General features: G+C 35.9%; 11 protein-coding genes. 4 read left to right on the top strand and 7 right to left on the bottom strand.

Going from position 1 to position 14,810, the window contains the following annotated elements:
- Positions 1-113: 113 nt before the first annotated feature.
- Both AC5YGG_RS11635 and AC5YGG_RS11640 read right to left on the bottom strand, forming a co-directional pair.
- On the bottom strand, positions 114-1,469 hold the full coding sequence (locus AC5YGG_RS11635) for a BamA/TamA family outer membrane protein (protein WP_496144664.1): 1,356 nt from the start codon (positions 1,467-1,469) through the stop codon (positions 114-116).
- 295 nt (positions 1,470-1,764) lie between these two features.
- Positions 1,765-2,553 (bottom strand): SDR family oxidoreductase, encoded by a 789-nt coding sequence (locus AC5YGG_RS11640; protein ID WP_496144665.1) that lies wholly within the window; start codon positions 2,551-2,553, stop codon positions 1,765-1,767.
- Between the two features lie 362 nt (positions 2,554-2,915).
- On the opposite strand from AC5YGG_RS11640, the gene AC5YGG_RS11645 reads away from it, so the two are divergent.
- The 3 genes from AC5YGG_RS11645 to AC5YGG_RS11655 all read left to right on the top strand — a co-directional run bounded on the left by AC5YGG_RS11645 (position 2,916) and on the right by AC5YGG_RS11655 (position 9,290).
- Positions 2,916-5,804, top strand: coding sequence for a SusC/RagA family TonB-linked outer membrane protein (locus AC5YGG_RS11645; RefSeq protein WP_496144666.1), 2,889 nt, complete (start codon positions 2,916-2,918; stop codon positions 5,802-5,804).
- A gap of 25 nt (positions 5,805-5,829) precedes the next feature.
- Positions 5,830-7,338: a RagB/SusD family nutrient uptake outer membrane protein gene (locus AC5YGG_RS11650; protein WP_496144667.1), complete on the top strand. Its 1,509-nt coding sequence runs from the start codon at positions 5,830-5,832 to the stop codon at positions 7,336-7,338.
- 125 nt (positions 7,339-7,463) lie between these two features.
- Positions 7,464-9,290 carry an alkaline phosphatase gene (locus AC5YGG_RS11655; protein ID WP_496144668.1) on the top strand — a complete coding sequence of 609 codons (1,827 nt, stop codon included), beginning with the start codon at positions 7,464-7,466 and terminating at the stop codon, positions 9,288-9,290.
- Between the two features lie 193 nt (positions 9,291-9,483).
- Here the strand turns inward: AC5YGG_RS11655 and AC5YGG_RS11660 are convergent, their stop codons facing one another.
- The 5 genes from AC5YGG_RS11660 to AC5YGG_RS11680 form a co-directional block, all read right to left on the bottom strand.
- The gene (locus AC5YGG_RS11660) at positions 9,484-10,476 is read right to left on the bottom strand and encodes a phosphatidylinositol-specific phospholipase C (RefSeq protein WP_496144669.1); all 993 of its coding nucleotides are present in this window, start codon (positions 10,474-10,476) and stop codon (positions 9,484-9,486) included.
- 125 nt (positions 10,477-10,601) lie between these two features.
- The gene (locus AC5YGG_RS11665; RefSeq protein WP_496144670.1) at positions 10,602-11,090 is read right to left on the bottom strand and encodes a hypothetical protein; all 489 of its coding nucleotides are present in this window, start codon (positions 11,088-11,090) and stop codon (positions 10,602-10,604) included.
- A gap of 86 nt (positions 11,091-11,176) precedes the next feature.
- Positions 11,177-12,400, bottom strand: coding sequence for a 3-phosphoshikimate 1-carboxyvinyltransferase (locus AC5YGG_RS11670; protein WP_496144671.1), 1,224 nt, complete (start codon positions 12,398-12,400; stop codon positions 11,177-11,179).
- Positions 12,401-12,473: 73 nt separating this feature from the next.
- Positions 12,474-12,800, bottom strand: coding sequence for a nucleotide pyrophosphohydrolase (locus AC5YGG_RS11675; protein ID WP_065395382.1), 327 nt, complete (start codon positions 12,798-12,800; stop codon positions 12,474-12,476).
- On the bottom strand, positions 12,800-14,209 hold the full coding sequence (locus AC5YGG_RS11680) for a hypothetical protein (protein WP_496144672.1): 1,410 nt from the start codon (positions 14,207-14,209) through the stop codon (positions 12,800-12,802). The genes AC5YGG_RS11675 and AC5YGG_RS11680 overlap by 1 nt, the downstream gene beginning before the upstream one ends.
- A gap of 184 nt (positions 14,210-14,393) precedes the next feature.
- On the opposite strand from AC5YGG_RS11680, the gene AC5YGG_RS11685 reads away from it, so the two are divergent.
- Positions 14,394-14,645, top strand: a complete 252-nt coding sequence (locus AC5YGG_RS11685) for a type B 50S ribosomal protein L31 (protein WP_027375398.1) — start codon at positions 14,394-14,396, stop codon at positions 14,643-14,645.
- Positions 14,646-14,810: the final 165 nt, after the last annotated feature.

Genomic DNA, 14,810 nt, shown 5'->3' on the forward strand with positions numbered 1-14,810 from the left:
GATGGAAGGTACTGAAGTTCAAAATAACTGAGCACCTTTGTGATACAGTAATTTTCAATGATATATGGATAGAAATAATTAGAATATACTCTGTTAAGCAGGATGTCGGAAACCTAAAATCTACTCAAGATTCCCCAGTGAATCTTGATATCATTGAATTTAAAAGGATTTCCAAACTCATTACCATTAGAAAGCTGGAAACTCATCAGCCCAATCGGAATAAAGAAATTGAAACCGAGCCCGACACTGTAGAGCTTAGGTTTTACATTCAAAGATTTATTATTCAGCTGTCCGTATTGTCCAAAGAGATCAAAGAATGCCTGATTTCCGATGAGGTATCGGTATTCTAAGCCTCCGTAATAATAAAAATCGGCGGCGAGGGAGTTTTCATTGAAGCCCCGCATAGAGTTCCAGCCCCCGAAACGGTATAATTCATTGGTGGAAAGCGCCATTTTAGAATCCATTAGTGCACCTTCTGCTTTAATATTCAGAAAATGATTTCCGGAAATATGGTAATTATGTTCTCCTGAGAAATAAAACTGATTCTGCGTAGATTTTATATTTCCTTCGGTATAAGTGGTTGTTAAATAATCATATCCGGCATTGATCCTTGTTTTGTGAAGAAAAAGATCAATATCTGTAGGCTCCGTCATTTCAAACCATACTCCGATTCCTCTTTTATTGTAGTCCCTTCCTTGAGTATACAGTGTATCAATAATTGTAGATGTTTCAAGAGTCGCTCTGAACCCGATTTTATTACGGTTGTTAATATGATAATAAAAAGCAGGAAGAAACTTTACATTTGCGAAGGTGGAATCCTGCCTGTAGATATTCACCTTTGTATTCATCCCGATATTAGACTTTAAAAGATAAGGGATATCCACCTGGAGGTCGAAAGTCTGCCCCTTATCAGGGTTTCTCTGCCAATATAGATTAATTGCTTCAAAGCCATTGAACATATTTCTGAAATTTACGTTCATGGTTCCGTTTAAAGTAAACTTATCAGTCTTATCATTACCAAAACCGATTACCCCGTCAAAGGTATTGGTCTTTTTCTTCTCCAAAAACAGGTAAATATTGGTAGAATCTTTCGTGAATAAAGTCTGTGGCTGTCTTTCAAGGATCAGGAAAGGGTGGCTTTGAAAATTTTTGTTGATGGCAAGAAGGTTTTTATCGTCATAATTTTTCCCTTTAAATTCCTTTTCCAGGTTTTTGATGAACCTTTTGGGAACTTTTTCGTAACCTTTTACAACGAAACCGTCAATCGTTCTTTTATCATTTTTATTGATATCAAGCTCTACAACGGGAAAACCATTTTTCTGTCCTTTATATTTTGATTTAATTCTACTGAAAGAATATCCGTCATCAATATAACTTTTGTTGATACTTTTTTTTGTAGAATCTAAATTTTTAGTGAAAAAATCTTTCTGAACTTTTAATTTCTGAACAATAGAATCTGAAAGATTCACATAGGTTTCATTAAAGTTCTTTCCTTTATCATAAAAAATCTCCGTGCTGTCACCTTTAATTTTTACATCTTTCAGCTGAGTAAAAAAATAATTGTTCTGAGCCAGAGAGTCCAGGAACTTTACTGCAGAAACGGAATCTTTTACTTTTTTCTTAACCTTTGTCTCTGTATCAATAAGCCAATACTGCTTTTTCTGCGCTTGTACAAAAACGCAGAAAAGAACAAAAAATATTTTTAGAAACAGCTTAATGCTTAGTAAGGTTTAAAGTAATTAATTAACTTTTTAATAACTGAAACTAATCCAGTTTATTATATTTCTTCATTAAATTCTCATAAGTATTCTGCGGAAGAAGCCACTTCAACGGAACACCTATCTTCTGCCCGAATTTACCAAAATAATAATGAGCCTTCCACTTCTTTTTTCCTAAAAGTTTTTCAATGTATTCTGCTACTGCTACGGGCTCTGTTCCTTCATCCACATGAGCATTCATTAAAGAATATACTTTATCAAATACATTTTTATAAGGTTGGGAAACCTGTGCAATGACTCTGTTATCTGCAATATTGGTCTTGATATCTCCCAAATGAAGCGTGCATACATCAATATTCCAAGGGTATACTTCATACCTCATCGCTTCAGTTACCTTATCCAATGCAGACTTTGAAGCGGAATAAAAACCACGGAAAGGAAGTCCCATTTCACTTCCAATACTGGATACATTGATGATTTTTCCGAATTTATTCCCACGCATATTCGGAAGAACAGCGCTCATCATCTGAACAGCACCTGCAAGATTCAGACTGAATAACTTCAGGATATCTTCTTTTGTAGAATCTTCTACAGCGCCTACCATTCCCATTCCGGCATTATTGATCAGCACATCAATTCGTGTTTCAGTTTTCAGAACTTCTGCAATGGCATTCAGAACAGCCGTGTTATCAGTAACATCAGTCGGGATAGATTGAAAGTGTTGGCTTTCTGTGTATTTGCGGCTCAAACCGTATACTTTATGCCCTTTTTTACCAAAATATTCGGCTAATGCAAATCCAATTCCTGATGAGGTTCCTGTGATAATAATGGTCATTTAATCCTATGATTTTTATATTGTTTAATTTTTTCCTGTCTATTAATGAACAAGGTAAAATCTATTTTCAGCAAATGTAAAAAAAGAATAATGAAGTCTGTCATTTATTATATCTGAAAAATAGCTTCAATCGAATTTTATATGGTCTCCGTTTGATAATAAAATTAAAAGAAATTTAATATCAATTATGTATTGAATATTAATAAAATAATTATTTTATCCATTTATAGTATTGTTTATTCACGAATTATGGTTGATGTATTTTTGAAAATATCTAAAATTTGTTAATAAAAACATAAGAAAACCTTAATGATAAGAGAGAAAGGGCTGTTCTAATTTTGCATCTAATTAAAAAGGATGTCATGATTGTATTTAAAACCCCTGTCTCAGTAGCTTATTTAACGGGTAGGGTATTACTTATTGGGGCAATATCAGCTTCACCGATGTTTCTATCTCAAAAAAAAGACAGCTTAAAAGAAAAATCCATCGATGAGATTGTTGTTGTAGGATACGGAACACAGAAAAAAAGTAAAGTATCCGGTGCTGTTACGGAAGCTTCTTTAGATAAACTTACTTCCAGATCCTTATCCGGAGTAGGAGATGTACTTCAGGGAAAAGCTCCGGGCGTTACCGTAGTGAACGAAGGAGGAGATCCTAATGGCTCACCTAAAGTAAACATACGTGGTCTGGGAGGAATAAATGGAGAGACGCCACTGTATGTTGTAGATGGAGTGGTATTTAATGGAACACCTTCTATTAACCCGAATGATATTCAGGATATCTCTGTTCTTAAAGATGCCTCAGCTGCCATTTATGGAGCAAGATCTTCAGGAGGAGTTATTCTAATTACGACCAAAAAAGGGAAAAAAGGAAACTTAACAGTAGACTTTGATGTTAAATACGGGGTGAATCAGGCATGGAGGCTGAAAGAATCCTTAAATGCGGCAGAATTTCAGGATGTAATGTATCAGGCATTTAAAAATGCAGACAAGCTGGGAAGTTTACCCAAAGCATTCAATCCTGAGCTATATCCGGAAGGAAGAATTACCAAAACAGACTGGATGAAAGAAATTTTCCGTACAGGAACCATCCAGGAATACAATATGAACCTTAGTGGCGGAAATGAAAAATCACGATATTTCGTTGGGATGAATCATAGAAACCTTGAGGGAATTTTATTAAATACTCAGGCAAAAAGATATAACTTCAGAGTTAATTCCGAACATAAAGTAAAAGACTGGTTAACGATTGGAGAAAATATGTACTATAATTACTCTGACGGAAATACAGCAGACACAAAAAGTGGTTACACTGGTGCCATTGTAGCAGCAATGTATTATCCGCCCAATGTTCCGGTATATACACCATCAGGTGCCTATTCTGGGTTGCCGATCAACGTGGCGGGAGGATATGGAGATATGATCAATCCGGTAGCCTATCTTAAAAGAATCAATCTCAGAAATCCTACACACGAGATCCTGATCAATCCTTATGCAGAAATTACGTTAGCAAAAGATTTAAAATTCCGATCCAATTTTTCACAGACTTTTAAAATAGGAGATACCAAAAACTTTACTTACAGAGTTCTTGAAGTCGGGAAAATTTTTGATACCAATAATCTGGAATATCAATCAAACAATTCCGCAACAGTTCTTGCAGAGCAGCTTCTTACCTATAAACTGGCTCTTGGCAAACATAATTTTGATTTCCTTGGTGGTTTTACTTTTCAGAAAACGACAGAAGATGGTTTTCTTGCGAGATCTTTTGATTTCAGAAGTGAAGCAGAGGTTTTCCAGTATCTTCAGAACGCCGCAGATACCAATAAAGATGTTTCAAGTTATAGATACAAGCAGGCTTTAGTCTCTTATCTGGCAAGGGTAAACTATGATTATGCAGGAAAATATATTGTAAGTGTACTGGGAAGACGTGACGGATCTTCATTGGTGGCAAAGCAGAACCGTTTTGCAAATTATTATGCCCTTTCAGGAGCCTGGGTCGTTTCCAGAGAAAATTTTATGAAAGATCTTTCATGGCTTTCCAGTTTAAAGCTTAGGGGCAGTTACGGTATTTTAGGAAACCTTGGCGGTATTTCTCCACAGGCTGTAAATCCTTTAATGACCAGAGATAATAATATTATTTTCGGTAAAGATCCATCTCAGAATATTGCTTATTATGCGACTACCCGACCTAATCCGGATCTGAAATGGGGAAAATCTGAGCAAACCAACTTTGGTGTAGATGCTTCTTTCTTACAAAACAGCCTTTCCTTACAGTTTGACTACTTTGTGAAAAATTCCAAAGATCAGATCTTTAATGTAAGCTTACCAAGTACCGCTACTTATAATAATCAGTATGTAAATGCGGGATTATTCCAGGATAAAGGATATGAAGTAGGCATCAATTACAACAGTAAAAAGTCAGGTGATTTTACTTATTCCATAGGAGCTACTTTCAGTCAACTAAAAAATACGGTGAAGCAGCTGGCGAATGTAGATGAGATATTTATAAATGATAATGGTATCAGAGGCGTATTGAAACCTACCCGTGTAAAAGTCGGGGATCCTTTATATTCTTTTTATGGATACAAAACCGGCGGAATTTTCCAGTCTCAGTCTGAAATTGATAATTATAGAGATTCCAAAGGGAATTTAATTCAGCCCAATGCAAAGCCGGGAGACATCAAATTCCTGAAAAAAGATGGAAATACAGGAACTCTTGATAATACAGACTTTGTCAATTTAGGAAGTCCTTATCCTAAATTCTCATATGGATTCTCTTACAATATGACGTGGAAAAACTTTGATTTAAATGTATTCTTCCAGGGAGTTTATGGTAATAAAATATTCAACGGGCTGAAGTTTATTTCTCTGAATCCGGGCGGAACAGGGCAAAATTATAATATGGAGCGGGATATCCTGAATGCATGGACCCCTCAAAATACAAACACAAATATCCCAAGAGTAGTACAAGGTGACCCGGCAGGAAATTATTCAAAAGTATCAGATTTCTATGTGGAAGATGGATCTTATTTAAGACTGAAGAACCTTACCATTGGATATTCATTACCAAAAGAGCTTTACAAGACGCTGGATGTGAGTAGGGTACGAGTGTATGTAACCACTAATAATTTATTCACCATTACAAAATATACAGGCTTCGATCCTGAAGTAGGAATGAATTCTTACGGTGTAGATACCGGAAGATATCCTCAAGCACGTTCATTCATCTTTGGAGTGGAAGTAGGATTATAATTTTTAACATTAAAAAAAGTAAAAAATGAAATTTTTCAATAAAATATTTTTAGTATCGGGAATGGTTTTAATGCTTACGTCCTGCTTAGGAGAACTGGATGTTCAGCCGGAAGGAACTCCTACAGAAGCCAGTTTCTGGAAAACGGAAAATGACCTTATTACGGGAGCGAATGCAATGTATAAGCCCTTGTTCAATGAAGAGTTCTACGGTAGAGGGCTTTTCTGGTTTATCAATGCAAGTGATGATATGGTAACCGGAAGAACAAAAAGTGAGGCAGACAATGCTAAGAATTTCAGCAGTAACTACATCGCAGCGGGTGATCTTGAAACGCAATGGAATAAAAGATACAATGTAATAGGGGTAGCAAACCGTGTGATCCGTAATATTGATAATATCCAGACTTCTGTAGCGGTTAAGAATAAATATCTTGGGGAAGCCTTATTCATGAGCAGCAGAATGTACTTTGAGCTGGCTTCCAATTATGGAAATGAAAAGGCAGGAGTTCCTATCATAGACCGCACAAAAGAACCGGACCCTAATCCAATTCCAAGAGCTGCTAATGTTAAGATGAACTATGATTATATCGTAGCAGACCTTAAAAGAGCGGCAGAATTACTACCCAGCCAGGCTGAATTGCCACTAACAGATTACGGAAGACCCCATAAAGCAGCTGCATGGGCACTTCTTGCAAAGGTATATCTGTTTATGAAAGACTATCAGAATGCAGAATATTGGGCAAATGAAGTAATCACAAAAGGAGGTAGAAGTTTGCTGCCGAATTTTGCAGACGTCTTCAAAGCAGATAATAACTACAGTTCAGAATACATCTGGTCTGTTCCGAGTACCCCTAAATTTACTGCATGGGGAAGTATCCTGCCAGGTGTAATGCTTGAAAATAAAGGTTGGGGAGAATATAACGGTTGGGGATATTTTCAGCCGACAAAAGAATTGTTTGATGAATATGAAGCAGGCGACCTTAGAAGAAGTGTAACCATCCTAAAGCCGGGAGATCAGTTTACCTTTAATGCGAAACCAAGAATTTATCAGAAGGAAAACAGCCGCACGGGATATCAGTTCAATAAATATATGGATGCTTTCAAATATGATTTAAAAGCCGGACATGTAAGCGCAAACGGAGATTATCCGTGTACAGATCTTGCTATTCCGATTATGCGTTATGCTGAGGTAATTCTTATTAAAGCAGAAGCATTGATTATGCAGGGGAAAAATGGAGATGTAGAAATTAATATGATCCGACAGCGTGCAGGATTAGCTCCAAAAACCAATTGTAAAATGGCGGACCTTAAGCATGAAAGACGTTGTGAGCTTGCCGGTGAATGGGCAGACAGACACAGAGATCTCGTACGCTGGGGAGATGCGCAGACAGCTTATGCACAACCTTTACACGGAGTTACAGGAGAAGAGGTTTGGGCTGCAAGAAACTTCAATCCGACAATCCATAATGTATGGGCAGTTCCGCAGGTAGAGATCGTAAATAGCCACGGAATTATCAAACAGAACGAAGGTTGGTAAATTTTAACCTTATATATTATCCACTATATCATCACAGGAATTTCTGTGGTGATATAGTATTTTAACGGGTTTTGTGGAATGTTAAAACAATATTCCGCTACCATAAAAACAATCAAAGTATACGTATGAAACTATCAAAGATATTAGGTGTTTTGGCACTTGCTTTTTTTTCTGAAGGTCAGGCTCAGAATTATTTAAATTATAATGTAGGAAATGCTCACTCTCACAATGATTATATGCAGGAAGTTCCTTTTTGGAATGCTTATTATGCCAATTTCGGTTCCATTGAAGCAGATGTATTTCTGGTAAAAGGGAAATTATGGGTGGCTCATACAGAAAAGGAGTTATCGGCAGACAAAACATTGGAAAGCCTGTATCTGGACAATATCTCAAAACAGATAAAAAAGAATAAAGGAAATATTTATCCGGATGCAACCAGAAAATTACAGTTGCTCATCGATATTAAGCAGGATTATAAAACAACGCTTTCAGCATTAGTCAATACATTAAAAAAATATCCTGAGATTACCGGAAATTCAGGAGTGAAAATTGTCATAACAGGAGGGAGACCGGAACCTGCAGATTTCAAAAACTATCCAAGCTATCTTTATTTTGATGGCGATCTGGATAAAAATTATTCACCTGATCAGCTAAAAAGAGTAGGAATGTTCAGTGCAGATTTACCAGGATTGGTAAAATGGAATGGAAAAGGTATTCCAAGAGATGAAGAAACAGAAAAAATTAAAAATGCTGTTGGGAAAGCTCATGCACAGCAAAAGCCAATGCGTTTTTACGGAGCTCCTGATTTTCCTAATGCTTGGGTGAATTTAATGGATATTGGAGTAGATTATATCAACACTGATCATATTCCGGACCTTAAAAAATTCATGAATGCTATTCCGAAAAATTTCTATAAAAATATAAAAGAGTACAGCACTTACGCTCCTACCTATAAAACAGACGGAGTAAATAAAAAAGTGAAAAATGTAATCCTTCTGATCCCTGATGGAACTTCATTACCACAATATTACGCAGCTTTTACAGCCAATAAAGGAAAACTGAACGTGTTCAATATGAAGTCTACAGGTTTATCCAAAACCAATTCCTCCAATGCTTATGTTACAGACTCTGCACCGGGATCTACAGCTTTTGCGACAGGAGTAAAAACTAAAAATACATTTGTAGGCGTAGATAATATGGGAAAAGCGCTGGCTCAGATTCCTGATATTGTTGCAGAAAAAGGTTTAGTTTCAGGATTGATTTCTACAGGTGATGTGACGGATGCAACGCCGGCAGATTTTTATGCACATTCAGATAACAGAAACAGCTCGGAACCTATTCTTAAAGATTTTGCCACTTCCAAAGCAAAAATACTCATTGGAGGTCCCACAAGCGGATTAACACAGGAGGCAGAACAAAAATTAAAAGACGCAAAAGTAGATCTGTATCATGACCTGAAGTCTGTGAATACAATTAATAACCGGACTTTGATTATTGATCCTTTAGCATCAAAACGTATAACGGACGGCAGAGGAAGCTGGCTTGCTGATGCCTTTGATCTTGCTTTAAATGATCTTAAGAACAACAAAAAAGGATTTTTTATGATGGTGGAAGCTTCCCAAACCGATGGTGGCGGACACAGCAATAATATTGAACAGCTTGTAACAGAGTTGTTAGATTTCGACCATGTTGTAGGAAAAGCAATGAAATTTGCTGATGAAAATAAAGAAACACTGGTTGTGGTAGTAGGAGATCACGAAACCGGAGGTCTGACGCTTTTGGATGGAAGCTTAAAAGATGGCTGGATATTCGGAAATTTCAGTACCAATGATCATACTTCCATTCCTTCAAGTGTTTTCGCATACGGACCGAATTCCAAAGAGTTCACAGGGTTGTTTGAAAATACAGAGATATTTAATAAAATACTTGCAGCTTACGGGATTCAGAAATAGGTTCCCGTTTTAAAGATAATAATGACTGTTTCACTTTTGAGACAGTCTTTTTTTTTATCTGTAAATGTTAATAACATAGAAGTTATCCACAATTGCCCGTTTTCTTTTCTTAAGCTGAGTAAAAATGCTTAAAATATACAAAGGCTATCCCAAACAGAGACAGCCTTACAATAAATCTAACAAATAAATTAATTTAGAAATTGGTCTTCACGATCAGCCCGGATAATTCTGCATTTACAAAATCCATTGGCATAATTCCAAAAGTCCCTTTCGTATTGGATTGAAAGAATGTTTTAAGTCTTGGATTAATATTGTTGGAAACAGTAGGAATACTTGGAATACCAAATATCCCAGGCTTATAACCACTTGTAAAGTTGATAAAAAGCTTGTCGCTGTTACTGCTTTTTGCTTCGTTGAGCAGATTGGAAATACCATTCCATTTATCATCATTATTGGTTACCTTATAATAATCCTGAACTTTTAATTGAGCACCCGGATTATTGATTTCAAAAGTTGTATTGTCCGCCCATGATGTCGCGTTGATACCTTTTGCCGTTTCAGCAGAGAACCTTCTTAACAATCTGATTTTTCCTCTTACTTCTCCAAGGGTCGGAATATTTGTTCCAAGATTCCATTTTGCTGAGTTTTTCTGAACATATGCATCAAACGTTTTTTCAAAACTTCTCGTGTTATTTGAAGGATCATGCTCCTCCTTTACAGACATGATAATCGTTTCCGAAGGATGACTTTCCAGAAATGAATAGCAGGCATTAAGCACATCATCAAAATTTAAATTCTGATAAATCGCACCATGATGAATCGTAAAGGAATTATCTATATGTCTGCAACGAATATCCAGGAAACGGACACCTGCATTCAGTTGTTCAGTAATGCTGAGGTCTTGTGTTTTCGCCGTGCCTGATACTACAGGAGCATCTACACGCGCACCGGAATCATGAGTTCCCGGGATTGAAATTTTTGAAATTGAAATATTATCCTGTAAACCGGACATCCAACTGTTCATTTCAATGGTAGCTCGAGAAGCAACCTTATAACTTGCCTTTTCAATAGTAGACATCTCATTTGAATCTCTCTCAAGCGTGCCTTCTGAACAGGAAAATAAAACAGCTGCCGTCGAAATACTAAGTGTAAAACTTTTTACATATTTCATGTGGTGTTTGAACATAGTTTATATTTTTAATTGTATCTTAAAAATAATAATATTTCAAACGATCAGGAGTTAATTTAACTTTAAAAGATGATTAAGTTGTTGTGTGTTGGGAGCAACTTTTTCATATAATTAGTCATAAATTATAATCCGGTGTCTTCTTTTTCTATCAATGCAGATTCCTCCAGCTTACACATACAGCCTTTTATTGTTTTATAGATTCCGGAAATATCAGTTTCCTTGCCTTTATGATCAGTTACAGTAATGCCTGTATTGTAAGAACCATCTTCTGCATAATAAGTTTTATATAGCTGATATTGGTAATCCTTATTAGTAAAAGTTAAGTAATTAAGCTCCATCGCAGCATTTTGTTTACCGCCGCCACGCATATAGGATCTGTATTTGAATTTTTTCCAGCTGTCTTTTGTTCTTTCAGCAGGAAACTCCATTTCTACATGATTTTTACTTCCGAATCGGTATTGGATATAGGCATCTTTTTTATCTTTTACCAAAGCCATTTTCTTTCCGGCTTTTGTCTCAAAGGAATAGAGGATTTCTTCATTAGGAAGAAGATATTGTGCCCAAAGCGACAAAGGAAGTGCTAAGGCAAATAAAAATAAATACTTTTTCATGAAATGGTGGTTATATAATAATGAATGTGATCATTTGAAAAAGTACACATACCCTTTCAAATAACCACATTCACAAAGTTTTCAAATTAATGCATCACAGCCGAAAGATCTTCCCAAAACATCGGATAAGATTTTTCTACTACATCTTCATCTTCAATTGTAAGCTCATTGATAAGACAGAACGGTGCAAAGCTCATTGCCATTCTGTGATCCTGATATGTTTTAATGGAAATATCACTCTCAGGCTCTCCAAAGCTGACAGATTTAATGGTAAGGTCTGTGATTTCTGTCTCTGTGCCCAGTTTTTTCAGTTCATTATATAATGCCTGAAGTCTGTCGGTTTCTTTTACTCTTAACGTTCCCAATCCTGAAATTTCAAAAGGAATCTTTAAAGCAGCAGCCGTTACACAAAGCGTTTGGGCAATATCCGGACAGTTATTCATATCCAGAACGATCTTTTCAGGGAAAATAAAATCTTGTTGAGGCTCCAAAGTTAATTTGTGCTCCTCTTCAGTAAAAGTCGTTTTAATCCCAAAGAAATCTTCATATATTTTTGCAATTGCAGAATCTCCCTGAGTAGAAGTTTTATAAAAGCTTTTCAGATGAATAGTTTCTCTTCCCAACGCACAAATAGAGTAGAAGTAAGAAGCCGAACTCCAGTCACTTTCTACCTCATAGCTGTCTGATACAGATTCATTACCCGGATTGAAAGACTCTACTTTAATCGTATTTCCTTCAAAACTGTTTTTAATTCCGAATCTTGTCAGAATATCAAGAGTCATTTCAATATAAGATCTTGAAGTAATCTCACCCACGAGATGGATCTCCAAACCATTTTCGAGCTTACCTGCAATAAGAAGCAGAGAAGTAATAAACTGGCTGGAAATATTGGCAGGAACATTCACCGAAGTCTGTGTAATCTTTTTTCCGGTAATTTTTAAAGGCGGAAAACCTTCATTTTCCATATATTCAATCTCAGCACCAAGATCTCTTAAAGCACTTACCAAATTTTTAATAGGTCTTTCTTTCATTCTTCCGGAGCCGGTAAGTACAGTTGTTTTCCCTTCCTGAATAGAATAATATGAAGTAAGAAAACGCATTGCCGTTCCCGCATGATGGATATCCACCACATCTGTAACTTCAGATAATGCCTTTTTAAGTAATTGAGTATCCTGAGAATTAGATAAATTCCCGATGGTTATATTTTTAAATAAACTTTCCAAAATCAATAAACGATTCGAAATACTCTTCGAACCGCTGATCTGTACTGTATTATTTCCTGTTAATTTTGATTTTTCCAGCTTCTTCATTATTGTTTACTGCATGATATTAAAAAATTATGAGTCAGCAATATCGTGATGATTGATAACTCATAATCTATAATTATTTTAATTTTTCATTATTCTGATGACGGTCCTTATCGCGATCCGTCTTGATCTTCATTTTTCTGTCAAAAGCATCCTGTAGATTCACTCCAGTTTGGTTAGCAAGGCATAATGTTACAAAAAGCACATCTGCCAGTTCCTCTCCAAGATCTTTACTCTTGTCACTTTCCTTTTCACTTTGCTCACCATACCTTCTTGCAATGATCCTTGCCACTTCACCTACTTCTTCGGTCAGCATTGCCATATTGGTCAGCTCATTAAAATATCTTACGCCGATGGTCTTGATCCATTCATCAACCTGTTGTTGTAATTGTGTAATTTCCATTATTGATAAGCGCCAAGAGTAGGATTAGTAGTTCTGGATACATTTACAATATCAAAAGGTACAGTTTGTGCAACCGATACATTTCCTTTATTAAGTGCCGGAGATGTAGACTTTACTCTCAGGTTCATTTTTGCCATAAAATAATTCATAAACTGTGGCTCTTCATTTTTAATGCTTTGTATCACCTTTGTATTATTATCAAAAGGGAAACCAGCCTCAGACGTTCCGGAATATTTCAGCAGACAATTTTGAATTAAAAACTCAAACTGCTGCCCGGGAGTCTGCTCAAACTGTACAGAATTATCTCTGTCCGAATAAACGATACTGTTTCTAATATTAAGCTCCTGTAAAGCGCCTTGCTCAGTTTGTCCCGCATCATTTTTCCATTCATTCGTTGCGAAAATACCGTTTCTGTCAAACGTTCCCATAGATTTTGAATAGTTGGCAATCGTTGCGTGAGTATAATTATGCTTTCCACCTCTGAAAATTCCGATACAGGATAATCCGCAATTGTTCATTACCAGGTTGTTCGCATCAATAGTAGCTCCTACAGCGTAAATTCCATATTCAAAGAATGTATGAATAAACGAATTCGTAATTTTTGCTTTTGTTTGTCTAAGTTCCAATCCTTTCGTCCCTCCGAAAAGTCTTGCATGGTTCATATTCAGAATAGAATTAGCTTCCATTCTGATAGAATTCCAGTTTTTAGAAATCGTATCATAATAAGGATCATTTCTGTCCCCACGGAGAATTACCTCATTATCCTTTGTTCCATTGATATTCAAAACACCACCTTTGGCAACCTTCATCCCACTGTTTTTGTGGAAGTATACTTTTGTACCCGGATCTATATCCAGAGCAACATTTTCATCAATAGTAAGATTTCCGTAGATAATCTTAGCCTTATTATTATGCCACGTTGTAGAAGAAGTTATAATATTAGGATTGGTAGGAGTCTGAATAAAGAACTCAGCGTCCTGAACTACAGAAAATAAAGTCACATGCTGCTGCCCAGCCGGACCTGTGAAAACTACTCTGTCCTCAGCAATAGCCTCTGGACCTGTGGCTACCGGAGCAATCTCAACGAAAATATAAAGACTGTCTTTTTTTCTTAAAGGAACATCCTTAAAATCATATCCCGGTTTTCCATCCACATTGATTCTATATAATGAGGTAGCCCCCTTTTCAAGATTCACCCTTGGGATTAAAATATCCTTGTCTTCATTATTATATACTTTTACAACATAAGTTTCTGAACGTACCTGATGATAAACCGTGTCACAGAACACTGTATCTTTTGAAAAACTTAACTGCTGGGAAGGAGTATCAAACGTAATGTCATCCTTATTACATGATACTGCGACAAGTAGCATCCAGAAAGAAAAAGCCAGTAATAATTTGAATTTCATCGAAATTAAAGTTTAAGTAGGTTCCAAATTTAACGAAAATACTTTGAATTTCTTATCATTAAAAAAATATTGGATTCAGTATTTGGAAATTAGAAAAAAAGTTGTACTTTTGCAACCTAAAATTAGCAGAGAAATATCCATTACTATTTCGAAAGCAAACTTTAATTTTTTTAAAAATTGTATTATGAAAAACGGAATTCACCCAGAAAATTATAGACTTGTTGTTTTCAAAGATATGAGTAACGACGAGGTGTTTCTTTGCAAGTCTACTGCAGAAACAAAAGACACTATCGAGTTCGAAGGACAAGAGTACCCACTAATCAAAATGGAAATCTCTTCAACTTCTCACCCTTTCTACACTGGTAAAGTTAAATTAGTTGACACTGCAGGTAGAGTTGATAAGTTCATGAACAAATACAAAAAATTCGCTAAGTAATTTTTGTAATTTAAAATATAAAAAAGTCTTCCAATAATTTGGGAGACTTTTTTATTGTAGGATATGACTAATCCTGAAAATCTGATACAGATTATTAAATAAAATAATTAGACCAGAGTAAATTTTATTTTTGCTTTGTAGGAGTGTTTAGATCCTTGCAAATGA

The organism is Chryseobacterium sp. CS2K3 (assembly GCF_059515185.1).